Source organism: Pseudomonas cerasi (genome assembly GCF_027983475.1).
In the GTDB taxonomy this organism is placed as follows: domain Bacteria; phylum Pseudomonadota; class Gammaproteobacteria; order Pseudomonadales; family Pseudomonadaceae; genus Aquipseudomonas; species Aquipseudomonas cerasi.
Genome location: NZ_JAQJVM010000002.1, coordinates 529897 through 556774 on the forward strand (window position 1 = coordinate 529897; position 26878 = coordinate 556774).

Below are 26878 nucleotides of genomic sequence, written 5' to 3' on the forward strand. Positions count from 1 at the left end.
AAGACAAAACCCGCTGAATGCGGGTTTTGTTTTGATAACTCAATGACAGCGCCGTGGGCTTACCACATCAGATCGTCAGGCACCTGATACGCCGCATACGGGTCGTCTGCATCCGGCGCTTCGGTCGGGGTGTTGAGCAGCACGATACGACGCGGGTCACGCTCCTGGATCTTCAGCGCAGCCTCCCGCGGAATGATCTCGTAACCGCCGCCGTGGTGAACGATGGCCAGTGAACCGCTGCTGAGCTTGTTGCGCACCATGGCGTTGACCGGGATGCGTTTGACCTTCTTGTCGTCAACGAAGTTGTAGTAATCCTCGGTGATCAGCTTGGGCAGGCGCGACACTTCGATCAGTTGCTTGACCTGAGCGGCGCGGGCCTTCTGCTCGACCTTCTCCTGCTGCTGACGGTTCAGCTCCTGATCACGTTTGGCCTTCTCGGCCATGGCCTCCTGGGCCGCACGCTTTTGCGAGTCATCGGCCTGCGCCTGACCCTTGTGCACCAGACGCTGCTCTTTCTGCTTTTCTTTGCCGACCTGCTTGGCCTGCTTTTGGTTGACCAGACCTGCCTTGAGCAACTGATCGCGAAGGGAAAGGCTCATTGTCTACTCACTTATACCGTTACCGCACACTCAGCCGCAGCCGGGTGTGCTCTTTTCCTGACGTTTGGCTTCGCCCCACAACGCATCCATTTCTTCGAGCGAGCACGCTTCGATAGGACGCTGCAGGTGGCGCAAAGCCTGTTCAATGAATCGGAAGCGTCTGTCGAACTTGCTATTGGCCGAGCGTAGCGCAGTTTCCGGGTCGACCTTGAGGTGTCGGGCCAGGTTGACGACGCTGAACAGCAGGTCGCCGACTTCCTCGGCAATGCCCTCGGCGTCATTGTCGACCATGGCCTCGAGAATTTCATCGAGTTCTTCACGCACCTTGTCGACCACCGGCAATGCCGCGGGCCAGTCGAAACCCACCTGCGCCGCACGCTTCTGCAGTTTGGCTGCCCGACTCAACGCGGGCAAGGCCCGGGGCACGTCGTCGAGCAGCGACAACTGCTCGGGCACACCGGCCTTCTCGGCACGCTCCTCGGCCTTGATTTCGTCCCAACGAAGATTGACCTGCTCGTCGGTCAGGCGTGGCGTTTCTGCCGGCGCGTACAGCTCGCCAGTCGGAAACACGTGCGGATGGCGACGCAGCAACTTGCGGGTAATACCGTCGATGACGTCGTCGAATTCAAACCGGCCTTCCTCTTTGGCCAACTGCGCATAGAAAACCACCTGAAACAGCAGGTCACCCAACTCACCCTTCAGATGGTCGAGGTCGCCCTGTTCGATGGCGTCGGCCACTTCATAGGCTTCTTCCAGCGTGTGCGGCACGATGCTGGCGTAGGTCTGCTTCAGGTCCCACGGGCAGCCGAACTGCGGATCACGCAGCCGGGCCATTAGGTTCAGCAGGTCTTGAACTGTATGCATGGGGCTCCCTGTGAGCGCAGGCGACGCTTATGGCGTCCTGTTCCTGCGCGTTTCAATGATGTTCGGCAACTGGGAAATACGCCCCAGCAACCGCCCCAGCGCGTCCAGACCTGGAATCTCGATGGTCAGGGACATAAGCGCAGTGTTGTCTTCCTTGTTCGAACGGGTGTTGACCGCCAGCACGTTGATCCGCTCGTTGAGCAGCACCTGGGTGACATCCCGCAGCAAGCCGGAACGGTCGTAGGCGCGAATGATGATGTCCACCGGATAGGTGAGCACCGGCACCGGTCCCCAGCTGACCTGAATGATCCGCTCGGGCTCGCGACCGCCCAGTTGCAGCACCGAAGCGCAATCCTGACGGTGGATGCTGACGCCACGACCCTGGGTGATATAACCGACGATGGCATCGCCCGGCAGCGGCTGGCAGCAGCCGGCCATCTGCGTCATCAGGTTGCCAACGCCCTGAATCTGAATATCCCCCCGCTTGCCGGGCTTGTAGCCGGTGGCCTTGCGCGGGATCAGTTCCAGCTGTTCATTGACGCGATCAGGCTCGACCTGCTGCTGGGCCAGATTGACCAGTTGCGCCAGACGCAGGTCGCCTGCGCCCAAAGCCGCGAACATGTCGTCGGCGGTCTTGTGATTGGCTTTTTCCGCCAGCTTGTCGAAATCGACCTGAGGCAACGCCAGGCGCGCCAGTTCGCGTTCGATCAGGGTTCTGCCGGCGGCGACGTTCTGATCGCGGGCCTGCAACTTGAACCAGTGAACGATCTTGGCCCGCGCGCGCGAGGTGGTGATGTACCCCAGGTTCGAGTTCAGCCAGTCGCGGCTTGGCGTACCGTGCTTGCTGGTGATGATCTCGACCTGCTCGCCGGTCTGCAGGCTGTAGTTGAGCGGGACGATGCGGCCATTGATCTTTGCACCCCGGCAGTTATGGCCGATTTCGGTGTGCACCCGATAGGCGAAGTCCAGTGGTGTCGCGCCCTTGGGCAGGTCGATGGCGTGGCCGTCAGGGGTGAAGACGTAGACGCGGTCAGGCTCGATATCGACTCGCAGTTGGTCTGCCAGGCCGCCAATGTCGCCCAGCTCTTCATGCCATTCGAGCACCTGACGCAGCCAGGAAATCTTCTCTTCGTAATGATTGGAGCCGGATTTGACGTCGGTGCCTTTATAGCGCCAGTGCGCACAAACGCCCAACTCGGCCTCTTCATGCATGGCGTGGGTGCGGATCTGCACTTCCAGCACCTTGCCTTCCGGCCCGATCACGGCGGTGTGCAGCGAGCGATAGCCGTTTTCCTTGGGGTTGGCGATGTAATCGTCGAACTCTTTGGGAATATGCCGCCACAACGTGTGCACGATACCCAGCGCGGTGTAGCAATCGCGCATTTCCGGGACCAGCACACGCAGCGCACGGACGTCATAGATCTGGCTGAACGCCAGGCCCTTGCGCTGCATTTTGCGCCAGATGGAGTAGATATGCTTGGCACGGCCACTGATGTCAGCGGTCACGCCAGTAGCCTGCAGCTCGTTGTCGAGCTGGGACATGACGTCGCTGATGAAGCGCTCGCGGTCCAGCCTGCGCTCATGCAACAGCTTGGCGATCTGCTTGTACTGATCGGGCTCCAGGTAGCGGAAGGACAGGTCTTCCAGCTCCCACTTGATATGTCCGATACCCAGGCGGTGGGCCAGCGGTGCATAGATGTCGAAGACTTCGCGGGCCACACGGTTGCGTTTTTCGTCGTCGGCGTTCTTCACCGCACGAATCGCGCAGGTACGTTCGGCCAGTTTGATCAGCGCAACACGAACGTCGTCGACCATCGCCACCAGCATCTTGCGCAGGTTTTCGACCTGCGCCTGACTGCCGAGTACCAGAGACTGACGAGGGCTGAGGCTGGCGCTGATCGCGGCCATGCGCAGCACGCCGTCGATGAGTTTGGCGACCGTTGCGCCAAAGCGCTGCTCGACGTCCGGCAGCGCAACGAGGCCTTCACGCACACCACGGTAAATGACCGCAGCGACCAGTGAGTCCTGATCCAGCTTGAGGTCAGCCAGAATCTCCGCGATCTCCAGACCGGTCTGGAAACTGGAGGTGCCCTCTGCCCAATGATTCTTGTGGGCCTTGTCGGTCTGCTCGGCTTCCCGGGCAAACTCACAGGCCTTTTTCATGACTTCCCGGTCCAGGACCAGGTCGACGCTGACAATATGATCGAGCCACGCGTCGAGATTGATACTGCCGTCTGTGTTTATCGGCTGGTTCGCTCTCACCTGTACCATGCTGCTTACCTTCCCTAAGGCGCGATGAAAAGCGCCATCAGTCGCCAGCCTTCTGAGCGAATGCCACTTGCCGGGCAAGCAAGGACCGGCATTCGCGGGCCAGTCGGATTAAATGAGATTCCCTGTCAGCAACGAACTCGTTCCAGTGAACGCCGCTCACTTACTCATTTCAAATAACGCCATCGCCTCGACATGCGCCGTCTGAGGAAACATATCGAGGATTCCGGCACGTTTTAATCGGTAGCCCTGACTGATCAGTTCGACCGTGTCACGAGCCAAAGTTGCCGGATTACATGAAACATAAAGCAGTCGCCGGGCCCCCGTCTTTCTGATCTGGCGGACCACTTCAAAGGCCCCGTCACGCGGTGGGTCCAAGAGTACCGCAGAAAACCCTTCTGCCGCCCAGTCGGCATGTGTCAGCGGCTGGGAAAGATCCGCCTGAAAAAACTGCACATTGTGCAGATCATTACTCATTGCGTTGACGGCTGCACGCTCGACCATGGTCGCAACGCCTTCGACCGCCACCACTTCCCTGGCCAGACCCGCCAGCGGCAAGGCGAAATTGCCCAGACCACAGAACAGGTCCATGACACGTTCGTCTTTTGCAGGCGCCAGCCATTGCAGGGCCTGCTCGATCATCGCGGTGTTGACCGCCGCATTGACCTGAATGAAATCTCCCGGTCGCCAGGCCAGTTGCAGGTTCCACGGCTCCAGCCGGTAACCCAGCGTATCGCCGGGGCTGGCCGGTTGGGGCTCGCCCTCGCCGTGCAGCCACAGCTGCGCGCCGTGCTTGGAGCAAAACGCCTGCAACAGCGCCAGGTCGACCTCGGCAAGCGGCGCGGTGTGGCGCAACAACACGGCAGTCGCAACCCCACTGAACAACTCGACGTGACCCAGCGCCTGCGGTTTGCTGAAGTTTTTCAGCATGCCAGGCAACTCATTCATGATGGGTTGCAAGGCCTGTACCAGCACCGGACAGTGTTCGATGCTGACGATGTCCTGACTGGCGGCTGCGCGGAACCCCACGTCCAGCCTTTTGGCCTTGGCATCCCAGCGAACAGCGACCCGCGCGCGTCGGCGATAGGCCAGCTCGGCACCGCTCAAAGGTGCCGCCCATTCATCCGGCACAGCATTCGCCACGCGCAACAATTGCTCGGCGAGCATGCGCTGTTTCAGGGCAAGCTGTTCTTCGTGGGGCACATGCTGAACACTGCAGCCGCCACAGCGACCGAAATACTCACAGGCCGGAGCGCGACGCATGGTGCTGGCGGTGAAGACCCGCTCGGTGCGCGCCTCGACGACCTTGCCGCGCGCATTGAGCACGCGCGCTTCGACCTCTTCGCCGGCCAGACTGCCAGCGACAAACCAGGTTTTACCCTCGAGAAAAGCGATACCGCGACCGTCGTCGGACAGCCGCTCGATGGTCAACCGCTGCTTTTTACCGGCAGGAATCTGTACGGTTTTAACGCCGCCCGCAGGCTGAAAGCGCAAACCTCTTTCGTGCTTGGCCATCAGTTGGGCGAATCATAGACGCCGGTCGACAGGTAACGGTCGCCTCGGTCACAGATGATCGCCACAATCACGGCGTTTTCGACTTCCTGGGAAATACGCAACGCCCCGGCGACCGAGCCACCGGACGACACGCCACAGAAGATGCCTTCTTCGCGCGCCAGTCGGCGCATGGTGTCTTCGGCTTCGGTCTGGCCCATGTCGATGATGCGGTCGACACGGTCCGACTGATAGATTTTCGGCAGGTATTCATGCGGCCAGCGGCGAATACCGGGGATCGAAGCGCCCTCCATCGGTTGCAGACCGACGATCTGCACGTCCGGATTCTGCTCCTTGAGGTAGCGCGAGGTGCCCATGATGGTGCCGGTGGTGCCCATCGAGCTGACGAAATGGGTCACGGTACCGCCCGTCTGCCGCCAGATTTCCGGACCGGTGGACGTGTAATGCGCCTCGGGATTGTCGCCATTGGCGAACTGATCGAGCACTTTGCCGCGGCCTTCGGCCTGCATGCGCTCGGCCAGATCACGGGCGCCTTCCATGCCCTGATCCTTGCTGACCGAAATCAGCTCGGCGCCATAGGCAGTCATGGCGGCCTTGCGTTCGGCACTGGAGTTGTCCGGCATGATCAGAATCATCCGGTAGCCCTTGATCGCCGCGGCCATGGCCAGCGCGATTCCGGTATTGCCGGAGGTGGCTTCGATCAGCGTGTCACCCGGATGGATCTGGCCGCGCAACTCGGCGCGGGTGATCATCGACAAGGCCGGGCGGTCTTTTACCGAGCCAGCGGGGTTGTTACCTTCGAGTTTCAACAGGAGGGTATTGCTGGTGTTGCCCGCCATGCGTTGCAGACGCACCAGCGGGGTGTTGCCGACGCAATCGGCAATGGTTTGATACTGCAGGGTCATGGCGTCTTCGCAATCCAGACTGCGGGGGGTGCCTATCATAACGGCAAACGGCCAAAGCCCATATCACGCAAAGTGCGCTGCTTATTCCCAAAAAGAATAAACGCTGATTTTTCCACTGCCGCCCTGCTCAGCACAGAGAGTTAGGTGCCCATGCCGACGGTAAATGGCTAAACTCATCCCCTTGTGCCGATACAGCAAGGCAGCCGATGCCTGATATCGACGGACTGATACGTGTTGCCGGAGGAAGAGCGTGCTGACCAAGCTGGGTATAAAAGGCCGTGTGCTGCTACTGACTATTCTACCTGCCAGCCTGATGGCGGCGATGCTCGGTGGTTATTTCACCTGGATGCAGTTGAGCGAACTGCAAAGCCAGTTGCTGCAACGCGGCGAAATGATTGCCCAGGACCTTGCGCCGCTTGCCGCCAATGCACTGGGGCGCAAGGACAAAGTGCTGCTCAGTCGCATTGCCACCCAGACGCTGGAGCAGACCGACGTGCGCGCCGTGTCGTTTCTCGACACCGATCGCACGGAGTTGGCCCACGCCGGGCCGACCATGATCAGCCCGTCGCCGATTGGCAGCGGCTCGCAACTGCTCAGCTCGACCGGCACCGACGCCACGCGCTACCTGCTGCCGGTCTTCGGCAGTCAACGGCATCTGACCAGTCCGATCATTCCTGCCGAAGCCGACACCCTGCTGGGCTGGGTCGAGCTTGAAATCTCCCATAACGGCACGCTGCTGCGCGGTTACCGAAGCCTGTTTGCCAGCCTGCTGCTGATCCTCACCGGGCTGGCGTTTACCGCGACCCTCGCGGTACGCATGAGCCGCACCATCAACGGGCCGATGAGCCAGATCAAGCAGGCCGTGTCGCAACTCAAGGACGGCAATCTGGAAACCCGCCTGCCACCGCTGGGCAGCCGGGAGCTGGATGAGCTGGCGTCGGGCATCAACCGCATGGCGGCAACGCTGCAGAACGCACAGGAAGAACTGCAACTGAGCATCGATCAGGCAACCGAGGATGTCCGGCAGAATCTGGAGACCATCGAAATCCAGAACATCGAACTCGACCTGGCACGCAAGGAAGCGCTTGAAGCAAGCCGGATCAAGTCCGAATTCCTGGCCAACATGAGCCATGAAATCCGCACGCCGCTCAATGGCATTCTGGGCTTCACCCATTTATTGCAGAAAAGCGAGCTGACCCCGCGCCAGTTCGACTACCTGGGCACCATCGAGAAGTCCGCCGACAACCTGCTGAGCATCATCAACGAGATTCTCGACTTCTCGAAAATCGAGGCCGGCAAGCTGGTGCTCGATAACATCCCGTTCAACCTGCGCGACCTGTTGCAGGACACCTTGACCATCCTCGCCCCGGCGGCGCACGCCAAACAGCTGGAGCTGGTGAGTCTGGTGTACCGCGATACGCCATTGGCGCTGTCCGGCGACCCGCTGCGTCTGCGGCAGATTCTGACCAATCTGGTCAGCAACGCGATCAAGTTCACCCGCGAAGGCACGATCGTCGCGCGCGCCATGCTCGAGGATGAAACCGAAGAGCACGCGCAACTGCGCATCAGCGTGCAGGACACCGGGATCGGCCTGTCCAGCCAGGATGTGCGGGCACTGTTCCAGGCCTTCAGCCAGGCCGACAACTCGCTCTCGCGCCAACCGGGCGGTACCGGACTGGGTCTGGTGATCTCCAAACGCCTGATCGAACAGATGGGCGGCGAAATCGGTGTCGACAGCACACCGGGCGAAGGTTCGGAATTCTGGATCAGCCTGAAACTGCCCAAGGCCCGCGAAGACAAGGAAGAATCACTCAATATTCCGCTCGGAGGCCTGCGCGCCGCAGTGCTTGAACATCATGACCTGGCGCGCCAGGCGCTGGAGCATCAGCTGGAAGACTGCGGCCTGCAGACCATCGTGTTCAATAATCTGGAAAACCTGCTCAACGGCGTGACCGCAGCGCACGAGACGCCAGCGGCCATCGATCTGGCGGTACTTGGCGTAACGGCGCTGGAAATCTCTCCGGAACGGCTGCGCCAGCACATCTGGGACCTGGAAAACCTCAACTGCAAGGTCATGGTGCTGTGCCCGACCACCGAGCATGCGCTGTTCCAGCTGGCGGTCCACGATGTCTACACGCAACTGCAGGCCAAGCCCGCCTGCACCCGCAAACTGCAAAAAGCCCTGTCCGAGCTGATCGCGCCGCGAGCGGTGCGTGCCGACATCGGTCCGCCATTGTCGAGCCGCGCGCCGCGAGTGCTGTGCGTGGATGACAACCCGGCCAACCTGCTGCTGGTACAGACCCTGCTCGAAGACATGGGCGCTGAAGTGGTCGCTGTCGAGGGTGGTTACGCAGCGGTCAACGCCGTACAGCAAGAAGCGTTCGACCTGGTGTTGATGGACGTGCAAATGCCCGGCATGGACGGTCGTCAGGCCACCGAGGCGATCCGCACCTGGGAGGCCGAACGCAACCAGAGCTCACTGCCGATCGTAGCCCTCACCGCCCATGCGATGGCCAACGAAAAACGCTCACTGCTGCAAAGCGGTATGGACGACTACCTGACCAAGCCGATCAGCGAACGGCAACTGGCGCAGGTGGTGCTCAAGTGGACAGGGCTGGCGCTGCGCAACCCTGCGCCGGAACGCCAGAATGAAGCGCCTGAGGTCCACGTAGGGCCGCTGGTGCTGGATCATGAGGAGGGGTTGCGCCTGGCCGCGGGCAAGGCGGATCTCGCCGCCGACATGCTGGCCATGCTGCTGGCTTCACTGGACGCCGACCGCGAAGCTATTCGTGTGGCGCGCGCCAGTCAGGATGTACACGCCTTGATCGAGCGCATCCACCGTCTGCACGGCGCAACACGTTATTGCGGCGTTCCCCAGCTGCGCAGCGCGTGCCAGCGCGCCGAAACCCTGCTCAAGCAAAATGCGCCGCACACCGAAGCGGCTCTGGACGATCTGGACAAGGCCATCATTCGCCTGGAAGCCGAGGCGCGGGTCATGGCGTGAGCGCGCGACGGGACGCCTGTCGTGCCTGACACTCCAGCGTGGACAGAGCATGTTAGGATGCGCGCAATTTTGGAGGACCCATGGTCGAACACGATTTTCGCTACAGCATGCTCAACCCCCAGCACACGCTGACCGAATGCCGCACGCTGGCACCCGGTCGCTACCAGGTCACCGGCAACGGCGGCTCGATTCACGATAACGACCAGTTATTAGTGACCATCAAAGGCAGCAAAAGCCTGCACATGCGCCTTACCGTCGAAAAAGTCCGGCACCTGATCAACCCGCCCGGCCAGTGGATTGCGGTGGCCAAAGGCCCGGTATTCGACGAGTTGGCGATTCATCAGTGGAAAGTGAATTGCGACAGCTGCGCCGCCGAACTGAACTTCGAGTTCATGGTAGAGAGCAAACTGGGCGTCAAGGCGCAGAAACCGGCTGCTACCGCGCGCATCGCGGAGCTGGGCTGGAAAACCGAGGGCGAGAAGCATTTCTGCAAGAAGTGCCAGGAGAAAGCGGCATGAAACAGTATGCGCTCCTGAGCCTGATCGGCGGCGCGCTGCTGGCCGGTTGTACCGCTGACACGCTGCCGATCCAGCAGGATCACAGTTATGTAACGGAGTGGATAGGCGAACGTCCGCTGATCGATAACAGTCGCTTGACCATGACGCTGGGTGCCGATGGCCGTGCGTATGGCAATGCGGGCTGCAACCACTGGTTTGCGCCCTATACGCTGAACGATCACAGCATCAGTTTCGGTCCGGTGGGCAAGACGCGCAAGATGTGCGCGCCGGCGTTGATGGAGCAGGAACAGCGCTTTATCAAGGCGATCAGCAGTGTGCAGCGCTGGGATATCTCGCCCATCGAGCAGTTGCGTCTGTGGCCAACGCAGGGCAAGCCATTGCGTTTCTGGCTGGAAGACAGCTGATGTAACTATCGTGCCGAAGCTCAGCGTAACTTGCGACGCGTAGCGTCCAGAACTGCATTCCCACGCTGGAGCGCAGGGAACGATCACTATCGTGCGACGCTCCGCGTCGCATGCCGTTCTGGACGCTCCGCGTCCTCTTTCGACGCAGAGCGCCCAGAACCGATCTGATCACCCCTCACCGCGCAACGTCTTGAGCTTCTGGATCACGGTGGCGGCTGACTGCTCGCCGAGCAGTTGTTCGCGCATCTTGCCCTTGTCGTCGATGATGTAGGTCACCGGCAGTGCCTCGGAGGGCGGCAGGCTGTATTGCTCGGCCGGGTCCTGGGCGAGCACGGTGAATTTGATGCCCAGTGCATTGGCAGCGCTTTTCAGCTCGTCGCCCTGCAGGTTGTCGAAGTTGACCCCCAGCACGGTGACCTTCTTGTCCTTGAGCTGCTCGGACAATGCATTGAACTCCGGAACCTCGGTACGGCAAGGGCCACACCATTCGGCCCAGTAGTTGACCACCAGCCAGTGCCCTTTGATGCGTTCGCTGGCGACCTTCTGGCCATTCTGATCTGTGCCCAGGTCCACGCCACATCCGCTGAGCAGCAAACTGCTGAAAAGTATTACCGCTGCTGTTAATCGCCTTGCCATTTGCCTGTTTCCTCGCCCCGTTCAACCTGCAATTACTTATACCCAAGCCACGACTATTGACCATCTGATATGTCGGACAGTGCCATCGCTGGTTAGAATACGCCACCCCACACAAGATGCGACGTGCAAATGACCGATCTGACGCTGTATCACAACCCGCGCTGCAGCAAGTCCCGCGGGGCGCTGGAACTGCTTCAGGCCCGCGGCCTGACGCCGGACATCGTCCTGTACCTGGAAACCCCGCCCGACGCCGACCGTGTGCGCGACCTGCTCGGCAAGCTGGGCATCGGTGCCCGGCAACTGCTGCGTAACGGCGAGGACGATTACAAGCAACTCAATCTGGCCGACCCGAGCCTGAGCGACGAGCAACTGATCGCCGCCATGGCCGCTCACCCCAAACTGATCGAACGACCGATTCTGGTCGCTGGCGACAAGGCTGTCATTGGCCGCCCACCCGAGAACATTCTGGAGCTGCTGCCGTGAGCACACCCTACATTCTGGTCCTTTATTACAGCCGCAACGGCTCCACCAGCGAAATGGCCCGGCAGGTTGCCCGCGGCATCGAACTGGGCGGCATGGAAGCACGGCTGCGAACCGTACCTGCCGTTTCCGCCGACTGCGAAGCGACCGCCCCCGAGATTCCGGAAAGCGGTGCGCTGTACGCGACCCTCGACGACCTGAAAAACTGCTCCGGCCTGGCGCTGGGCAGCCCGACACGCTTCGGCAACATGGCCGCGCCGCTGAAATACTTCCTCGACGGCACCAGCAACCTGTGGCTGACCGGCGCACTGGTCGGCAAACCCGCGGGCGTCTTTACCTCCACCGCCAGCCTGCACGGTGGTCAGGAAACCACGTTGATGTCGATGCTGCTGCCGCTGCTGCACCACGGCATGCTGATCATGGGCCTGCCCTACAGCGAATCGGCGCTGCTGGAAACCACCGGGGGTGGCACGCCCTACGGTCCCAGCCATCACGCCGGTGCCGATGGCAAGCGCGCGCTGGACCGTCATGAAACTGACCTGTGCCGCGCGCTGGGCCAGCGTCTGGCCAAAACCGCAGTGCAACTGGACGCGCCGCGCAGCTGAATCGGCAGAGCGCCGGATGCTTTCAGTTAAATCGTAAACTTGCAGGGCAAGGGTCGGTCTGAACCCTTGTCCTGCCTGTTGAATTTCTTTGGAGAACCGATGCACGACTACAAATGGCTGAACGAGTATTGCCTGAATCGATTCGGCTCCGCCAAAGCTCTGGAAGCTCATCTGCCCTCCCCCAAAACACCCAAACAACTGCAAGCCATCAGCGCCGACCGCTATCTGTCGACAATGGCCCTGCGGGTTTTCCGCGCAGGCCTGAAACACAGCCTGGTGGACGCCAAGTGGCCAGCGTTCGAAGAAGTGTTCTTTCGCTTCGACCCGGAGAAAGTCGTGCTGATGGGCGCCGATCACCTGGAACGGCTGATGCAGGACGCGCGCATCATTCGTCATCTGGGCAAGCTCAAGAGCGTGCCGCGCAATGCACAACTGATTCTGGACATCGAGCAGGAGCATGGCAGTTTCGGCAAGTTCATCGCTGAGTGGCCAGTCGATAACATCACAGGCCTGTGGCAGTACATCGCCAAACACGGTAACCAGATGGGCGGCCTGTCAGCGCCGCGCTTTCTGCGCATGATCGGCAAGGACACCTTCATTCCGACCTGGGATGTGGTTGCCGCCCTGAATGCGCAGGATATCGTCGACCGTGTACCAAGCAGCAAACGCGATCAGGCGATCGTGCAGGACGTCTTCAACCAGTGGCACGCAGAAAGCGGTCGGCCGATGTGCCAGCTGTCAGCCATGCTGGCGTTCACCGTCAACCACTGAGTGCCGTCAGAGATTGACCACATTGACGAACCGCGACGCAGCGGTTTCGTCGATGCGCAGGTTGCTGAAATCGAATAGGTTGCGGTCGGCCAACTGCGAGGGCTGCACGTTCTGCAGGGCGCGGAAGATGCTCTCCGTCCGGCCTGGCGTCTTGCGCTCCCAGTCCTGCAGCATCTCCTTGACCACCTGACGCTGCAGGTTCTCCTGCGAGCCGCACAGGTTGCACGGGATGATTGGAAACTGTTTGAAATCCGAATAGGCCTGAATGTCCTTTTCATGGCAGTACGCCAACGGACGAATCACCACGTTGCGGCCGTCATCGGCCCGCAGCTTGGGCGGCATGGCCTTCAATGAGCCATTGAAGAACATGTTGAGAAAGAATGTCTCGACGATGTCGTCGCGGTGGTGCCCGAGCGCCATCTTGGTGGCACCGATCTCGTCCGCGAAAGTGTAAAGCGTGCCGCGACGCAGCCGTGAACACAGCGAGCAGGTGGTCTTGCCTTCGGGGATCAATTCCTTAACCACTGAATACGTGTCTTTCTCGACGATGTGGTACTCGATACCCAGTTCTTTCAGGTAGGCAGGCAGCACGTGCTCAGGGAAGCCGGGCTGCTTCTGGTCCATGTTGACCGCCACGATGTCGAACTTGATCGGCGCGACCTTCTGCAAGTGCATCAGCACATCGAGCATGGTGTAACTGTCCTTGCCGCCGGACAGGCAGACCATGACCTTGTCACCCTCTTCGATCATGTTGAAGTCGGCAACCGCTTCGCCGGCCAGCCGACGCAGACGTTTCTGCAGTTTGTTCTGATTGACTGAAAGGGTGCCCATGTATGGAAATATCCGCTGACGGTAGCTTGAGAAAAGCCGGACATTTTACCCGTAACCGACCATTGGTTAAATATGCTGCGCTCTTACTGTTCAGACAGGCGACCACACTGGATCAAAAATGACCACCGGGCGGCTGGCATGTTCAGAGCTTAGCCACATTGCGGCATACTTGGCGCACTGGAGAACCCCACAGCATGCCCGAACAACTCAATTCACGCGTCGAGACCTGTTACCAACAAGCCGAAGCCTTCTTCAAGCGCACCTTCAAACGCCCGGTGGTCAGTTTCCAGTTGCGCGGTCAGAAGGCCGGTGTCGCTCATCTGCATGAAAACCTGTTGCGCTTCAACCCGCAGCTCTACAAGGAAAACGCCGAAGACTTCCTGCGCCAGACCGTACCCCACGAGGTTGCGCACCTGATTGCCCACCAGTTGTTCGGTGGCAGCATTCAGCCGCACGGCGAAGAATGGCAATTGATCATGCGCGGCGTCTATGAGCTGCCGCCCAATCGCTGCCATACCTATGCGATCAAACGGCGCAGTGTGATCCGTTACATCTACCGCTGCCCGTGCCCCGACAGCGACTTTCCGTTCACCGCGCAGCGTCACGGCATGGTCCGCAAGGGCCGGCGCTATCTGTGCCGTCGCTGCCGCGAGCCTCTGGTGTTCAGCGGCGAGACGCGCACGGAATAATCCTCCGGCAAACTGCAGGCATAAAAAAACCCATCCGAAGATGGGTTTTTTATGGCCTGAAGGTTATCAGACGGTCTTGGTGGTGTTCACCGCAGCCGCTGGAGTCGGGCCTTCGGCAACGCCGAGGTCGTCTTCAGGGCGGGTTTCCAGAATGGCAGAGCCACCGGAAGCCAGCTCGGACTGCAGCTTGTCGGTGTCCAGCTCGCCGACCCACTTGGCAACCACAACGGTAGCAACGGCGTTACCGACCAGGTTGGTCAGGGCGCGGGCTTCGGACATGAAGCGGTCGATACCCAGAATCAGCGCCAGACCGGCAACCGGCAGGTGGCCTACAGCCGACAGGGTCGCAGCCAGCACGATGAAGCCGCTACCGGTTACGCCGGCAGCACCTTTGGACGACAGCAGCAACACCAGCAACAGGGTGATCTGGTGCGTGATGTCCATGTGCGTGTTGGTCGCCTGAGCGATGAATACGGCAGCCATGGTCAGGTAGATCGACGTACCGTCCAGGTTGAACGAGTAGCCCGTCGGGATAACCAGACCAACCACAGACTTCTTGGCACCCAGGCGCTCCATCTTGATCAGCATGCGCGGCAGGGCCGATTCCGAAGAAGAAGTACCCAGTACGATCAACAGCTCTTCACGGATGTAGCGAATCAGCTTGAAGATGCTGAAGCCGTGAGCGCGGGCGATCGCGCCCAGTACAAACACGATGAACAGAACGCAGGTGATGTAGAAGCAGATCATCAACTGACCCAGCTGCACCAGCGAGCTGACGCCATAGGCACCGATGGTGAAGGCCATGGCACCGAACGCACCCAGCGGGGCCAGTTTCATGATCATGTTGATGATGTTGAACATCACGTGGGCGAAGCGATCGATGAAGTCCAGAACCGGCTTGCCGTAGGCACCCAGGCGATGCAGCGCGAAGCCGAAGATCACCGAGAACATCAGCACTTGCAGGATATCGCCGTTGGCAAACGCGCCGACGATGGTGTTCGGAATCACGTTAAGGATAAAGCCGACGATGCTCTGATCCTGACCGGCAGTGACGTAGGCGGCGATCTTCGAAGCGTCGAGCGTGCTGACGTCGATGTTCATGCCGACACCCGGCTGAACCACGTTGACCACGATCAGACCGATCAGCAGGGCGATGGTCGAAACGATCTCGAAGTACAGCAGCGCGTAGCCGCCGGTCTTGCCGACCGACTTCATGCTCTGCATGCCGGCGATGCCGCTGACAACGGTACAGAAGATGATCGGGGCAATGACCATCTTGATCAGTTTGATGAACCCGTCACCCAGCGGTTTTAACGCCTTGCCGGTGTCCGGATAGAAGTGACCGATCAGGATACCGATGACAATCGCTACGATTACCTGAAAATAGAGGGATTTGTAGATGGGCTGACGAGTCGTCATTGCAGTTTTCCTCAAGGGCGTCGTCGGCATCTTCACCTGATGCACGCGAGCCTATAAAGCGCTAACCCTCCTGCACTGGAGGGATTTGTTTTGTCGAGCTGCGCAAGGCAGGCCTCTGCCATGTAGGTAGCAATACGCGTGCCATAGAATCATTTTGATATCAAAACCCCGCAATACAAGGCGCACACTGGTAACGGTAGTAGGGATTCCACAAGAGAGGTGGCGGTTTTCCGCCGTATGGTGGGAAAAATGCGCACACAGTGGCGGGTATCCGCCGCCTGACGAAGCCCTTTCTGCGCGTCGCTTGATCAAACTCCCGTTTGAGTACGCGTATCAAATGTCGCGCATTACTAAAATGTCGCAGGCCGAAGCGGTTTAAGCGGTCACTGCGCCAGAATAAGCGGCCTTCCCACACCGTTGTCTAACCTTGAATCCCGCACCCTTAAACGCTTTCGCTCAAAAATCATTGCCCTAGTCTCTTCATTATTTTAAAAAAATGGGGCACCCTTGATGCGTGTTGCGATGTCGTAATTATGAACCCCAAAGGAGTTCATATCGTCAGCCAAACCAATCCTGACGCACTCGCACGGCAAATTGCCATCACGCCTGCGAGATCTCGAATTACTGATGCAAGATTTTGTGAAATCCTTAAATCATAAATTTCACAGCACACGGAGTGACGTACATGGATGAAAGGCTTTTACCTCGTACTGCTGCAATGTTACGAGGGCCCAGCAGCCAAGCAGGTCTGCTTGGCCAAGGACAAAAGTCCTTTCCCAGCGAGCAGCCGACTCAGCGAACCTCTGCGCTCATGACGTTTGGTGGCTACTACGCTATTGACGATGTCAGCGCTGCAATGATTCTTATCAATGAGCTAAAGGATCCAGACGCCAATCTGAATGAAACAGAATCGAAGTCATCAGCCCTTTTTTTGAGAGATATTATTGCAAATCTGCGAACTGGATTGGATATTTCAGCTGAGGCATTAGCGAATCTTCAAAAAGAAGCGATGAGCATTCCTGTCGTTGGACCGTTATTATTTTCCTCCAGTAACCTACCTGGTACAGCTGCCAGTGTAGGCGGAATGATTTCCGCGGCCTCAAAGACAAAAAAAGTTTCGGACTTAATGGACCTTCCGTCCGGCCTACAAAAAAACTAAATGCCTGGGCGAAAACCAAAGGCTCAGAGAACTTCAGCAAAGTTAACAAAAAGTTCAAAGGCAGATTCAAGATTATCAGAATCAACGGAAAGCTTCATTTGGAAGTACCTCTAACCGCAGAAGCGATCAGGTATAGAATATTTGGCGCCAATGCGGGTCAGGCTGTGCATATCCCGACCACAGGTACTGCAAAAGCTTTAAACTCTTCTGCACGACTAAATTCGGAAGGAGCCCGAGGAGTCCCAAAACTTATCGGTGGTAACATAATAGGATTTGCCTTGGCTGTAGGCCCCCAAGCCTACATGGATGCTACAAGTTCAAGCTCTATGGGGGAGTTCTTAGATAAGTCCGCAGATACGCAGCCTACTAATCTCGCAGCCTTCGGCGCTGGATATATAGCCACTGTCATGATAGGAGCAAGCGCACCACTTGTAGTAATCATTGGTGCCGGGTTAATAGCCGGATTGGCGGCGCAGTACTTTATGGGAGACTCCGGCTGGGACAAATCTATCGCGGAGCGTTTAAAGCAGTGGAGAGCAGCAGCATGGTAGATACACAACCCAGCTCAATAAGAAAAGTACTTTACGCCAATACTATTTTACTTTATTTCTTTATATTTATTCTATCATCCAAATCCCCCTTTCTGCTGTGGTTTGCAGTGGGCTCTCTCTTTGTATTTCTGGGTCGCACGCTGTTTTTGATTTATGTCAACGAGCGCTTCTCTGCTTTTGCTGCGCAGTTTTATGCCGTCATACTGCTAACATTCACTATTATAAGCGTCGGAAGTACCTACACCGTATCAAAAAATGATTTCCATCAAGATACCGTCACTGCAGCGCTCTGGGCGTGCCTTCCTTTATTGCTTGTGCTGATTGGATTCCTGATAATCGTCAAAAGCCGCTTCAACCATGAAGCACTTCCTTTCAAGACCCACAATGGTAGAGTCATCACAGAGCACACTAGCTACAATGTACAAAGCGGAATAATAGCTGGCGTGACCACACTGATTTCCAGCATCATTCTCAAAACGTTCGGAGCGGCCAGCACAGGCCTTTTGGTCGGCTTCGCCTCAATAGTACTAACACTGTATCTGATGTTTCATTACCGATTCGCCATACGCGGTTTGATCGTACTCATGCAGAAAGAAAAAAATAATGCGCCTTACACGTTCGCAAATATTGAAGAGATTCGCGAAGCACGTAGCAAGTGGTGGCTAAGTCGACTATTTAAATGGCTGGCTTCCCATCGTAAGAAGCCAGGCAACTGATACGCAATTGGTGATGATTATCAGCGGTTCAGTGATGACAAACGCGGAGCTTTACTTCAGAAAATTGAAACGTCGGGCGAGATTCTTGACGCGCTCCTGCCCTCACTGCGCCAGAAAATGAATCCTGAACGCCGCGCCACCCAATGGGGAATCACCCAGCGTCAGTTGCGCGCCGTAGCTTTCGATGATGTCCTTGACCACCGCCAGGCCGATGCCTTGCCCGGGGTTCTGGCGGTCCAGCCGTTCGCCGCGTTCGAGAATGCGGGCACGCTGGCTCTGCGGGACGCCGGGGCCATCGTCTTCGACGCACAGCTCATCGCCGTCCACTGAGCGGGTAAAGCTCACGCGCACTTCGCTCAGGCACAGCCGATAGGCGTTTTCCAGCAGGTTGCCGAGCATTTCCAGCAGCGCGCCCTCCTCCATGTGCACCTGGCAGTGCTCGGGGAGGTCCAGCGTGGCCTTGACCTGTTTGTCGCGATACACCTTGTCCAGCGTGTTGCACAGGCTTTCGACCACAGGCCGCAACATCACGTGATGGCGCACCAGACCGCTTTTGCGCAGGCTGGCCCGCTGCAGTTGATAGCCGATCTGCTGGCTCATGCGTTCGATCTGCGATTGCAGCACCCACGCCTGCTCGACATCCTCGGGACGCTTGGCGATGTTCTCGCTTACGCCCTGCAAGACCGCCAGCGGGGTTTTCAGGCTATGCGCCAGGTCATCCAGAGAATCGCGGTAACGGATCCGTTGCTCCCGCTCGCTGCGCAACAGGCGGTTGAGCGAATCGGTCAGGCGCAGCAGTTCGCTGGGGTGTTCTTCGCTGAGGCTGTCGCGCGCACCGGCTTCCACTTGATCCAGTTCCTGGCTCAAGCCGCGCAAGGCCCGCAGCCCCCAGGTCAGGCCCATCCACAGCAACCCGAGCAGCACCGCCAGTGCTGCGCCAAAGCCCAGATAGAGCTTGCGGCGCAAACCGTCGATGGTTTCCTGATAGCCGCGCAACGGCTGCACGGCAACGATACTGAACGCGGCATTGCGCCCGCCGAGCAGCCGGATCTCGACGTCATAGACGAAATACTCATCGCCATTGATTTCCTTGATCTTGGTGAACTCGCTGCCCTGCCCGTCGTATTGCGGGCGGTAGTCGATGTTTTCGCCTTCGGTCGACAACGAGCGCCAGACCATCTGCCCCTGGCGGTTATAGATGTAACCCAGCAGTCGGCTGCCGGGCAGATTGAATTGTTCGCCCGGCAACACTGAGGGCATCAACAAATGGTCGTTTTCGACGCGAGCCGCCGAAATCATGGTCGTTACATCAGAAGCCAGGCGTTGCTCGATCGCTCCGCGCAGCGCCAGGCTGAACGCCCCCTGCAGTGCAGGCAGCATCAGCAGCATGAAGATCACCGCCAGCGTGGCGGCGCCCAGCATCAGGCGCAGGCGAAGCGAACGAATCACGTACAGCGCTCATTGAACAGATAGCCCATGCCGCGCACGGTTTCGATAGGTTTGAAGGCTACGCTGCTGTCCAGTTTGCGACGCAGACGACCGACCAGCACTTCGATCACGTTCGGGTCGCGCTCGTCGTCATCGGGGTACAGCTGCTCCATCAGACGCTCCTTGGGCACCACTTGCTGATGATGGAGCATCAGGTACTCGAGAATGCGGTATTCGTAGGCCGTCAGCGCCAAGGGCTGCTCGGCCAGGGCGGCGTGCTTGCGATTGAGGTCCAGCAACAGCGGGCCAGCGGTGATGGTTGACTGGATGAAGCCGCTGGAACGCCGTAACAAAGCGTTCAGCCGTGCCTCCAGCTCTTCGAACTGGAAAGGTTTGACCACGTAGTCGTCAGCACCGGCAGCCAGGCCTTCGACCTTGTCCTGCCAGTTGCCACGCGCGGTCAGAATCAGAATCGGAAACGCCTTGCCCAATGTGCGCAGCTGGCGAATCAGGTCCAGGCCGCCGATGCCCGGCAGGCCCAGGTCGATCACCGCCAGGTCGTGATTGAATTGCGCGACCTGATACAACGCCTCTTCAGCGTTGGCCACCGCTTCCACCACATGCCCGGCTTCGGTCAGACGGGTTCGCAGGTGGTGGCGCAGCAGCGCTTCATCCTCAACTACCAACAACTTCATGCAGCTCTCCCAGGCACAATCGCAGCCTCAAGACAAAGAATGAAACGACATCGTCGCATCAGTACTCAACAGGCGGGCGCTGACGGGCACGTGCTGTGTCACATCATAGCTGCCCAGCAGGATTTCGCGGCTGACAGGCGCACCATTGTGAGTGCCCGTCAGGCTGCCGTAAACCGGTGGCGAATAAAGCGTCCCCGCCGAGACGTTGGAATGCGCCTGCTCCCCGAGCGCGTGTCCCCAGCTGTTGGTATCGTCAAGCCTTTCGCTGGTCTTGCTGAACTCGATACGGGCCACGTCAAGCCGACCATCACCCGCCTGCACCGCAGCACTGCCGCCCAGAAAAGCCAGGGCCAGGAAAAACTTGTTGAGATTCAACATATCGACTCCTTTTGCGCTCGGGGACGCTGTCAAGGTATGGGCCAACAGTAATCGCGCCGGGCTGAACCCCGACTGAACACTGCATGAACCGGCGCTGAACAGTCATCCGCACCCTGTGCAGCAGAATCGGCTATCGTTGTTTGCCACTTCAAAACATCAACAAGGAGCTGACCATGCGTGTGTGGATTGCAATGATCATGATGGGCCTGACCGGCCTCGCCCAGGCGGCGATCAAGACCGAGCAGATCGATTATAAAAGTGCCGACGGCACCAAGCTGGTGGGCTATTACGCTTACGACGACGCGGTAAAAGGCCCGCGCCCTGGCGTTCTGGTGGTTCATGAATGGTGGGGCCTGAACGACTACGCCAAGCGCCGCGCTCGCGATCTGGCTGCACTGGGTTACAGCGCAATGGCCATCGATATGTACGGCGAAGGCAAGAACACCGAACACCCGAAGGACGCGATGGCCTTCATGCAGGCCGCGTTGAAGGACAGCGATGCCGCAGACAAGCGTTTTGACGCCGGGCTGGAGCAATTGAAGCAGCAGCCTCAGACCGATCCGAAAAAGATCGCCGCGATCGGTTACTGCTTCGGCGGCAAGATCGTGCTCGATGCGGCACGCCGCGATGAGCCGCTGCTGGGCGTGGTAAGTTTCCACGGCGCACTGGTCACCAACACCCCGGCGAAACCGGGTATCAAGGTGCCAATGCTGGTCGAACACGGCGCCAAGGACAGCATGGTCACCCCTGAAAACGTCACCGCGTTCAAGAAGGAAATGGACGACGCCAAGGCTGACTACAAATTCGTCAGCATCGACGGCGCCAAACACGGCTTCACCAACCCAGACGCCGACCGCCTCAGCCACGGCGAACACGGCGGCCCGGACATCGGCTACGACAAGGCCGCCGATGAGAGCTCCTGGGCGGACATGAAAGTGTTTTTCAAAAAGATATTTGGTTGAGCGATAACTGAAACTCCGCGTCCGCCCGAAACGGGGAGGACGCGGAGTGTCCGGAAAGGCATGCGACGCGGAGCGCCGCACGATAGTTGAGGTCATCGCTCCGCACGCTATGCGTCAATACCAGCGCTGAATATCGATCAAACCGCGCTGCCCCTCATAATCGCGAGCGCTGGAGTACCTCCAGTGCTCACCGATGTCCACGTAGCCTCTCTTTACCGGGTTGTGGTGAATGTAATCGAGCTTCTGCCGCATAACCTTTTCACTCCACACAAGCTCGGCATGAGCTCCTTCCTGCCAGACCTGATACACCCTGTCACTCTTGTGCAGACGCTTGACGAATCGCAGACGCTCCAGCGTGCTCTCGGCGTTGGCGTTCTCAAGTGCTTCGATTATCTGTCGAGCCGTAAACGACTTGAAACTGCTCACACATTTGTCCAAGGCGGGCGCTTGGGCCACGAAGTGCAAATGGTTTTCCAGTACGACATACCCGAAGAGCTGCAGTCCCTGATGAGCCTGTTGGTAGCGCCAGGCATTCAACAGAATGTCTACCAGAACAGGCCGGGTAAAAAGCGGTAACCACTCCACCACCGTGCACGTCAGGAAATGAGGTTTTTCAGGTTCGGTGATCGTGTATCTACTCCGGCCCATGTGTTCATCCTTGAATCATCAGAGCCGTGAAAAGTACCTTCCGACCGAGTACGTGGAAATAATGAAAGTGTGACCAGTTTTTTGCTATGCACCGCCAAGAGGACGCGGAGCGTCCAGAAAGGCATGCGACGCGGAGCGCCGCACGATAGTTGCGATGATCGTTCCTCACGCTCCAGCGTGGGAATGCAGTTCTCGACGCTCTGCGTCGCAAGAGGACGCAGAGCGTCCGGAAAGGCATGCGACGCGGAGCGACGCACGATAGTTGTGGTGATCGTTCCTCACGCTCCTGCGTGGGAATGCCGTTCTCGACGCTCTGCGTCGCCAAGAGGACGCGGAGCGTCCGGAAAGGTATGCGACGCGGAGCGACGCACGATAGTTGCGATGATCGTTCCTCACGCTCCAGCGTGGGAATGCAGTTCTCGACGCTCTGCGTCGCAAGAGGACGCGGAGCGTCCGGAAAGGCATGCGACGCGGAGCGACGCACGATAGTTACGATCATTCCGCACGCTCCAGCGTGGGAATGCAGGTCTCGACGCTCTGCGTCGTCAAGAGGACGCAGATGTTACCAGTGCCCTTCCCTCCAACCCATTCCCCCGGCAAAATGCCGCCCATGACTCGACTATCCGACCTCCCCATCTGCTGCCCGGAACTGATCCGGCATTGGCCGTTGCCACAAGCCTTGCCGGGAGCGGTACTGGTGAGTGGACATTTTGATCCGCTCAAGCTGGTCGACGGCGACTTTCAGCGTTGTGAGCTGCAAATGCCGGCCAGCATTCAGCGTTCGGTGGCCAAGCGTCAGACTGAATTCCTCGCCGGTCGTCTCTGCGCCCGTGAAGCCATGCGTCAGCTGGATGGCCGCTTACATGTTCCGGTGGTGGGGGAAGACCGCGCGCCAATCTGGCCCGCTGATATCTGTGGTTCGATCACTCACAGCACCGGCTGGGCTGCCGCCGTGGTGGCGCACAAGCAGCAGTGGCGCGGGTTGGGGCTGGACACGGAAAACCTGCTGAGCCACGACCGCGCCTCACGCCTGGCCGGGGAGATTCTGACGGCGGCCGAGCTGGCAGAGATGGCGGCGGGCCCAGAAGATCAGATCGCACTGCGCGTGACCCTGACCTTTTCAATCAAGGAAGCGCTGTTCAAGGCGCTCTACCCCATCGTGCACAAGCGCTTCTACTTCGAAGACGCGCAACTGCTGGAATGGTCCGCCGACGGCCGCGCACGGCTACAGCTGCTGATCGACCTGTCCAGCGAGTGGCATGCGGGCAAGGAGCTGGACGGTCAGTTCAGTGTGCAGGACGATCACCTGTTGAGCCTGGTTGCCGTCGAAGGTTGATCAGCCGGGCAGCGGACAATGTTCGCAACGCCCAACCCACTCAACCCGATGACTCAAACAGCACACACGCCGTTGCCTGCGTGGTTCGCCGCCCTGCGCCTGCGGCACATAACGCACCGCCTGAAACAGAGGATTGGCGCGCCCGTCCGGCCTTTTCCTCTCGCTTAACAGCGCCAGCCCCGCAGCCAGCGACACATCACTGCACGTGGCCAGTTGAGCAAGGCAGCCCTCCAGATAATCCCCGGCGCTGCTCCATAACACCGCGGCAGGCAGTCCGCCATAAGCGCTCAGCGATGCAATGAAGGGCTGAAGATTGTCATCGAGCAATCCGGCAAAGCGCTGAAACGGATCAACCGACATACCCCGCCAGACGCGTCCCTCCTCCGCCAGCCTGACGCCGTTCGGCACGCCGCGCTCATCCAGCGCCAGCGCTACCTGCTCAAGCTGCAACGGCCAATGCCAGTCATGCACCAGGCCGGCCACCAGCACCGGCGGAATCAGTTGCATGAAGTAAAACTTGGCCCACTGCGACACCAGCACCGGCAATTGATCGGGCATTAACTGCGGCCCGTAAACAGCCAGCAGCAGTTGATCGAGACGCTCGGGCTGCAGCAGATCAGGCAACGTCACTACCGGGCGCGCATCATCCGCCGTCAGCAACGTCCGCCCGAACTGCGCAAATGGCCCGACAAACAACGGCAATCTCAACGCGGCACCTGCATGCGCGGCCAGGACAGGCTGAAGCACGCCCCGCCCAGGCTGACGCTATGCCCGATCAGCGCACGACCTTCATGCCAATGGATGATCCGCCGCACGATCGACAAGCCCAGCCCATGCCCGCCCGAGGCTCGGGTGCGGCTGTCATCGATGCGCATGAACGGTGTGAAAATCTGTTCCCACGCCTGTTCCGGAACGCCAGGACCATCGTCGTCCACGTCGATACGGCACTGCTGCGCCTCCAGCCGATAGCTGATGCGCACCTCGCTCTCGGCATGGCGCAGCGCATTGCTCACCAGGTTCTGCACCGCGCGGTGCAGGTAGCGCGGCTCGCCCTCGACCCAGGCAGCCTCTCCCTCTTCGGCCCTCAGGCATTCGCCGCGCGAAACCCGTACGTCGGCGCGCAATGGCGCCAGTTCGGCGATCACCTGATCAATCAGCGCATCCAGATCGACACGCTGGAAATTCAGGATCGGCGCGCCCTGCTCAAGACGCGCGTAGGTGAGCATCTCATCGACCAGCTTGTCGAGGTCCTGGATATCGCTGTCCATGCCGCGCATGTATTTGCGCCGCGCCTCGGGAGTGGCGGCGTCGCTGACCATCTCCAGACCGAAACGCAGCCGCGCCACCGGCGTGCGCAGTTCGTGAGACACCGCGCGCACCAGTTCGCGCTGGATCATCAACGAGCGCTGCAGATGCTCGGCCATGCTGTTGAACGCCGCCGCCACACGCCCCACCGAGTCGGAGCCCTCGGTCGGCACGCGGGTGTGCAGGCTGCCCTGGGTAATCTGCGTGGCGGCCGCCTCCAGCTCCAGCACCCGTCGCTCCAGACGCCGCACCAGCAAGTACACCACCAGACCAATCAGACACAGGCCCATCAAGGCGATCAGCAACAGCCAATGCAGCGGATAAGGGTTCATCTGGTACAGCGGACCGATTTCCAGCACCCAGTTGGTGTCGACGATCCCGGCCAGCACGCGGATCGAATCGCCGCCCTTGCCCAGCGCCATGACCGTATCGCCCTCATAGACGCGGCGGCGCTGGTCATCGTCCAGATCCGCCTGATCCAGCGCCAGCAGGTGCAGGTCGAAACCGAATCCCTTGTCGCTGCGCAGGGCCTGCAGCCGCGCAGGTTGCTCGTCGACCGGAAAGCGCACCAGTTCATCGATCAGCAGGTAGATAGTGGCTCTCGCCAATTGTTCGGTGATCTGCTGCACTTCGCCGGTCAGCAACAGCGGCTCCTTGTCGCTCAACTGACGATAAACCCTGGCAGCGTGCGGCCCGATCTGTTCGACCACCACCTTGCCGCGCGCCAGTTGGCCCAGTGCGCTGCTGTCGAGGTGAGCCTGCTCAAGACTTTGCAGGCTCAGGGGAATCCCCAGCAGGCGCTCCCAGATCGCCAGGGCGCGGCGCCGTTCGATGCCATCGAGCGGCACCAGATTGTCGGCCATGATCGTAAAGGTGCCGTGAGCCAAGCGCTCGCGATACTGCTCGCCGCGCGACTGATTGAGCACATGCAGGGCCAGCACGCCGAGCAGCGCGACCAGCACCAACACGCCCAGTACGCCACCGTAGATGCGCAGAAAGATCGAATTCATCAGGTCATCCGCTGAACACGTGGCCGCTCATGTCCTGAGCCGCTTCGGGCACAAACAGATAGCCCTTGCTGCGCACGGTCTTGATCAGACGCGGATGAATGGGATCGTCGCCGATTTTCGGGCGGATACGCGAGATACGCACATCGATGGAGCGATCCTGCCCGTCGTACCCCACGCCGCGCAACGCGGTGAATATCTCTTCGCGGGACAGCGTGCGCCCGGCGTTGGCCACCAGCAGCCACAGCAGGTCGAACTCGGCACCGGTCAGTTCGATGCTCTGCTCGCGCAGCCAGGCCTCACGCAGTGCGTTGTCCACCACCAACGGACCGAACACCAGACGGCGCAGCTCGGCAGCCGGCACCTGCGGCGCTTCACTGCGGCGCAGCAAGGCTTTGATACGCGCCAACAACACGCGCGGATGCACCGGTTTGCAGACGAAATCGTCGGCGCCGGTGTCGAGTCCTTCTATATGGTCGGTATCATCGGTGCGCGCGGTGAGCATCAGAATCGGCCCGTCGTAGCGGTCACGTACGCTGCGGCAGATGCTGAAACCGTCCTCGCCGGGCAGCATCAGGTCGAGGATCACCAGATCCGGCTGCTCGGCGATGATCCGCGCCGCCGCCAGCGCGCCGTCGCCTTCGATGCTCACGCGCAGACCGTGGCTCTGCAGGTAATCGCTGGTCAGTTCGGCCAGTCGCTGGTCATCCTCGACGATCAGCACGTGCCAGGTATGTGGCTCCACAGCAATCTTCCTTGTCGTTATCGAGCGCTTTTTGTTTTTGAAATGCAGGGGTTGCGGCACCACGTCGCAGGCGAGTGTAGCAACCCTTGCGCGGATCACACGACACCGCACGCGGCATAGCACATGACATGCCAGAACGGCCTTTCAGCTGTGTTTTTTTGTGATAGGGTTCGCGCCCTTAAAAATCAGCAGTGCCTCACCAGTGCCTACAGAAAACGGTGACAAACGGTCACGATCCAGTAGTTATGCGGCCTACACGCAAGGTGTGCGATTCATACACAAACTACACACACTTTATCCACAAGCGGTGCGTTGCAATTCATGTCCAAAACGCATTATCTTGTAGCCCGGCGACGAGACACACCCTACATGTGGGGTTTTGAATAAAAACGCCAGCACAACTCAAATGGGAAATTCAAGCATTTTTGTTGCGTCTGAGGGGT

At 59.4% G+C, this 26878-nt stretch carries 26 protein-coding genes; 11 read left to right on the plus strand and 15 right to left on the minus strand.

Annotated elements, in window-relative coordinates; translation table 11 throughout:
• Positions 1-59 precede the first annotated feature (59 nt).
• The 5 genes from PI739_RS11580 to cysM form a co-directional block, all read right to left on the minus strand.
• On the minus strand, positions 60-599 hold the full coding sequence (locus PI739_RS11580) for a DUF2058 domain-containing protein (RefSeq protein ID WP_003349677.1): 540 nt from the start codon (positions 597-599) through the stop codon (positions 60-62).
• Positions 600-629: 30 nt separating this feature from the next.
• Positions 630-1463, minus strand: a complete 834-nt coding sequence (gene mazG / locus PI739_RS11585; RefSeq protein ID WP_003349676.1) for a nucleoside triphosphate pyrophosphohydrolase — start codon at positions 1461-1463, stop codon at positions 630-632.
• A gap of 27 nt (positions 1464-1490) precedes the next feature.
• Entirely contained in the window at positions 1491-3734 is a 2244-nt protein-coding gene (gene relA / locus PI739_RS11590; protein WP_003434372.1) for a GTP diphosphokinase, read from the minus strand.
• 156 nt (positions 3735-3890) lie between these two features.
• Positions 3891-5246: a 23S rRNA (uracil(1939)-C(5))-methyltransferase RlmD gene (gene rlmD, locus PI739_RS11595; protein WP_054080840.1), complete on the minus strand. Its 1356-nt coding sequence runs from the start codon at positions 5244-5246 to the stop codon at positions 3891-3893.
• Positions 5246-6148 carry a cysteine synthase CysM gene (gene cysM / locus PI739_RS11600; protein ID WP_003434369.1) on the minus strand — a complete coding sequence of 301 codons (903 nt, stop codon included), beginning with the start codon at positions 6146-6148 and terminating at the stop codon, positions 5246-5248. Before cysM ends, rlmD begins: the two co-directional genes overlap by 1 nt.
• Positions 6149-6398: 250 nt before the next feature.
• Between cysM and PI739_RS11605 the strand changes: the two genes are divergently transcribed.
• From PI739_RS11605 to PI739_RS11615, 3 genes are all read left to right on the plus strand, one after another.
• Positions 6399-9152 (plus strand): response regulator, encoded by a 2754-nt coding sequence (locus PI739_RS11605; RefSeq protein ID WP_003363246.1) that lies wholly within the window; start codon positions 6399-6401, stop codon positions 9150-9152.
• Between the two features lie 80 nt (positions 9153-9232).
• Complete coding sequence (locus PI739_RS11610) at positions 9233-9670, plus strand: hypothetical protein (RefSeq protein WP_024661367.1); 438 nt, start codon at positions 9233-9235, stop codon at positions 9668-9670.
• The gene (locus tag PI739_RS11615; RefSeq protein WP_271351831.1) at positions 9667-10074 is read left to right on the plus strand and encodes an META domain-containing protein; all 408 of its coding nucleotides are present in this window, start codon (positions 9667-9669) and stop codon (positions 10072-10074) included. Before PI739_RS11610 ends, PI739_RS11615 begins: the two co-directional genes overlap by 4 nt.
• A 168-nt stretch (positions 10075-10242) precedes the next feature.
• On the opposite strand, the gene PI739_RS11620 is transcribed toward PI739_RS11615, so the two are convergent.
• Complete coding sequence (locus PI739_RS11620; RefSeq protein WP_271351832.1) at positions 10243-10710, minus strand: TlpA disulfide reductase family protein; 468 nt, start codon at positions 10708-10710, stop codon at positions 10243-10245.
• A 129-nt stretch (positions 10711-10839) separates the two neighbouring features.
• Here PI739_RS11620 and arsC point away from each other — a divergent pair, with 129 nt between their 5' ends.
• The 3 genes from arsC (at position 10840) to PI739_RS11635 (ending at position 12566) form a co-directional block, all read left to right on the plus strand.
• On the plus strand, positions 10840-11193 hold the full coding sequence (gene arsC, locus PI739_RS11625; protein WP_054080839.1) for an arsenate reductase (glutaredoxin): 354 nt from the start codon (positions 10840-10842) through the stop codon (positions 11191-11193).
• Positions 11190-11795, plus strand: a complete 606-nt coding sequence (gene wrbA, locus PI739_RS11630; RefSeq protein ID WP_003363251.1) for an NAD(P)H:quinone oxidoreductase — start codon at positions 11190-11192, stop codon at positions 11793-11795. Before arsC ends, wrbA begins: the two co-directional genes overlap by 4 nt.
• Before the next feature lie 99 nt (positions 11796-11894).
• On the plus strand, positions 11895-12566 hold the full coding sequence (locus PI739_RS11635; protein ID WP_003363252.1) for a DNA-3-methyladenine glycosylase I: 672 nt from the start codon (positions 11895-11897) through the stop codon (positions 12564-12566).
• Between the two features lie 6 nt (positions 12567-12572).
• Here PI739_RS11635 and ttcA read toward each other — a convergent pair whose 3' ends face one another.
• Complete coding sequence (gene ttcA, locus PI739_RS11640) at positions 12573-13397, minus strand: tRNA 2-thiocytidine(32) synthetase TtcA (RefSeq protein WP_003363253.1); 825 nt, start codon at positions 13395-13397, stop codon at positions 12573-12575.
• Positions 13398-13591: 194 nt separating this feature from the next.
• Here ttcA and PI739_RS11645 point away from each other — a divergent pair, with 194 nt between their 5' ends.
• Positions 13592-14086 (plus strand): SprT family zinc-dependent metalloprotease, encoded by a 495-nt coding sequence (locus PI739_RS11645; RefSeq protein WP_003434357.1) that lies wholly within the window; start codon positions 13592-13594, stop codon positions 14084-14086.
• Positions 14087-14152: 66 nt separating this feature from the next.
• Here the strand turns inward: PI739_RS11645 and PI739_RS11650 are convergent, their stop codons facing one another.
• A complete protein-coding gene (locus PI739_RS11650; protein ID WP_003363255.1) occupies positions 14153-15505 on the minus strand; it encodes a dicarboxylate/amino acid:cation symporter in 1353 nt (450 codons plus the stop codon).
• Between the two features lie 685 nt (positions 15506-16190).
• Here PI739_RS11650 and PI739_RS11655 point away from each other — a divergent pair.
• Together PI739_RS11655 and PI739_RS11660 are read left to right on the plus strand one after the other, a co-directional pair.
• Positions 16191-16664, plus strand: a complete 474-nt coding sequence (locus tag PI739_RS11655; protein WP_054080838.1) for a hypothetical protein — start codon at positions 16191-16193, stop codon at positions 16662-16664.
• Between the two features lie 544 nt (positions 16665-17208).
• Positions 17209-17931 carry a hypothetical protein gene (locus PI739_RS11660; RefSeq protein ID WP_054080836.1) on the plus strand — a complete coding sequence of 241 codons (723 nt, stop codon included), beginning with the start codon at positions 17209-17211 and terminating at the stop codon, positions 17929-17931.
• A gap of 102 nt (positions 17932-18033) precedes the next feature.
• Here PI739_RS11660 and PI739_RS11665 read toward each other — a convergent pair whose 3' ends face one another.
• From PI739_RS11665 to PI739_RS11675, 3 genes are read right to left on the minus strand one after another with little or no spacing between them, the layout of a single operon-like run.
• Entirely contained in the window at positions 18034-19380 is a 1347-nt protein-coding gene (locus PI739_RS11665; protein ID WP_054080835.1) for an ATP-binding protein, read from the minus strand.
• On the minus strand, positions 19377-20054 hold the full coding sequence (locus PI739_RS11670) for a response regulator (protein WP_003407750.1): 678 nt from the start codon (positions 20052-20054) through the stop codon (positions 19377-19379). Before PI739_RS11670 ends, PI739_RS11665 begins: the two co-directional genes overlap by 4 nt.
• A 27-nt stretch (positions 20055-20081) precedes the next feature.
• The gene (locus PI739_RS11675) at positions 20082-20432 is read right to left on the minus strand and encodes a hypothetical protein (protein ID WP_003363261.1); all 351 of its coding nucleotides are present in this window, start codon (positions 20430-20432) and stop codon (positions 20082-20084) included.
• A 173-nt stretch (positions 20433-20605) separates the two neighbouring features.
• Between PI739_RS11675 and PI739_RS11680 the strand changes: the two genes are divergently transcribed.
• Positions 20606-21394 carry a dienelactone hydrolase family protein gene (locus tag PI739_RS11680; RefSeq protein WP_003363262.1) on the plus strand — a complete coding sequence of 263 codons (789 nt, stop codon included), beginning with the start codon at positions 20606-20608 and terminating at the stop codon, positions 21392-21394.
• A gap of 114 nt (positions 21395-21508) precedes the next feature.
• Here PI739_RS11680 and PI739_RS11685 read toward each other — a convergent pair whose 3' ends face one another.
• A complete protein-coding gene (locus PI739_RS11685; protein WP_003434354.1) occupies positions 21509-22042 on the minus strand; it encodes an REP-associated tyrosine transposase in 534 nt (177 codons plus the stop codon).
• A 610-nt stretch (positions 22043-22652) separates the two neighbouring features.
• On the opposite strand from PI739_RS11685, the gene PI739_RS11690 reads away from it, so the two are divergent.
• On the plus strand, positions 22653-23378 hold the full coding sequence (locus PI739_RS11690) for a 4'-phosphopantetheinyl transferase family protein (RefSeq protein ID WP_204912394.1): 726 nt from the start codon (positions 22653-22655) through the stop codon (positions 23376-23378).
• Here the strand turns inward: PI739_RS11690 and fhuF are convergent, their stop codons facing one another.
• Genes fhuF through PI739_RS11705 form a run of 3 tightly spaced genes read right to left on the minus strand, consistent with a single transcriptional unit; the run spans position 23379 to position 26441 of the window.
• Entirely contained in the window at positions 23379-24125 is a 747-nt protein-coding gene (gene fhuF / locus PI739_RS11695; RefSeq protein WP_054080833.1) for a siderophore-iron reductase FhuF, read from the minus strand.
• Entirely contained in the window at positions 24083-25693 is a 1611-nt protein-coding gene (locus tag PI739_RS11700; protein ID WP_054080832.1) for an ATP-binding protein, read from the minus strand. Before PI739_RS11700 ends, fhuF begins: the two co-directional genes overlap by 43 nt.
• Positions 25694-25697: 4 nt before the next feature.
• Complete coding sequence (locus tag PI739_RS11705) at positions 25698-26441, minus strand: response regulator (RefSeq protein ID WP_024661551.1); 744 nt, start codon at positions 26439-26441, stop codon at positions 25698-25700.
• Positions 26442-26878: the final 437 nt, after the last annotated feature.

Bases quoted from the DNA above. Each gene is read 5' to 3' on its own strand.
- PI739_RS11645 (WP_003434357.1), top strand. From the start codon at position 13,592: ATGCCCGAACAACTCAATTCACGCGTCGAGACCTGTTACCAACAAGCC.
- PI739_RS11675 (WP_003363261.1), bottom strand. From the start codon at position 20,432: ATGTTGAATCTCAACAAGTTTTTCCTGGCCCTGGCTTTTCTGGGCGGC.
- PI739_RS11685 (WP_003434354.1), bottom strand. From the start codon at position 22,042: ATGGGCCGGAGTAGATACACGATCACCGAACCTGAAAAACCTCATTTC.
- PI739_RS11610 (WP_024661367.1), top strand. From the start codon at position 9,233: ATGGTCGAACACGATTTTCGCTACAGCATGCTCAACCCCCAGCACACG.
- PI739_RS11660 (WP_054080836.1), top strand. From the start codon at position 17,209: ATGGTAGATACACAACCCAGCTCAATAAGAAAAGTACTTTACGCCAAT.
- PI739_RS11615 (WP_271351831.1), top strand. From the start codon at position 9,667: ATGAAACAGTATGCGCTCCTGAGCCTGATCGGCGGCGCGCTGCTGGCC.
- PI739_RS11680 (WP_003363262.1), top strand. From the start codon at position 20,606: ATGCGTGTGTGGATTGCAATGATCATGATGGGCCTGACCGGCCTCGCC.
- rlmD (WP_054080840.1), bottom strand. From the start codon at position 5,246: ATGGCCAAGCACGAAAGAGGTTTGCGCTTTCAGCCTGCGGGCGGCGTT.
- cysM (WP_003434369.1), bottom strand. From the start codon at position 6,148: ATGACCCTGCAGTATCAAACCATTGCCGATTGCGTCGGCAACACCCCG.
- PI739_RS11650 (WP_003363255.1), bottom strand. From the start codon at position 15,505: ATGACGACTCGTCAGCCCATCTACAAATCCCTCTATTTTCAGGTAATC.
- PI739_RS11670 (WP_003407750.1), bottom strand. From the start codon at position 20,054: ATGAAGTTGTTGGTAGTTGAGGATGAAGCGCTGCTGCGCCACCACCTG.
- PI739_RS11690 (WP_204912394.1), top strand. From the start codon at position 22,653: ATGACTCGACTATCCGACCTCCCCATCTGCTGCCCGGAACTGATCCGG.
- ttcA (WP_003363253.1), bottom strand. From the start codon at position 13,397: ATGGGCACCCTTTCAGTCAATCAGAACAAACTGCAGAAACGTCTGCGT.
- mazG (WP_003349676.1), bottom strand. From the start codon at position 1,463: ATGCATACAGTTCAAGACCTGCTGAACCTAATGGCCCGGCTGCGTGAT.
- PI739_RS11700 (WP_054080832.1), bottom strand. From the start codon at position 25,693: ATGAATTCGATCTTTCTGCGCATCTACGGTGGCGTACTGGGCGTGTTG.
- PI739_RS11635 (WP_003363252.1), top strand. From the start codon at position 11,895: ATGCACGACTACAAATGGCTGAACGAGTATTGCCTGAATCGATTCGGC.
- PI739_RS11620 (WP_271351832.1), bottom strand. From the start codon at position 10,710: ATGGCAAGGCGATTAACAGCAGCGGTAATACTTTTCAGCAGTTTGCTG.
- PI739_RS11655 (WP_054080838.1), top strand. From the start codon at position 16,191: ATGGATGAAAGGCTTTTACCTCGTACTGCTGCAATGTTACGAGGGCCC.
- arsC (WP_054080839.1), top strand. From the start codon at position 10,840: ATGACCGATCTGACGCTGTATCACAACCCGCGCTGCAGCAAGTCCCGC.
- relA (WP_003434372.1), bottom strand. From the start codon at position 3,734: ATGGTACAGGTGAGAGCGAACCAGCCGATAAACACAGACGGCAGTATC.
- PI739_RS11580 (WP_003349677.1), bottom strand. From the start codon at position 599: ATGAGCCTTTCCCTTCGCGATCAGTTGCTCAAGGCAGGTCTGGTCAAC.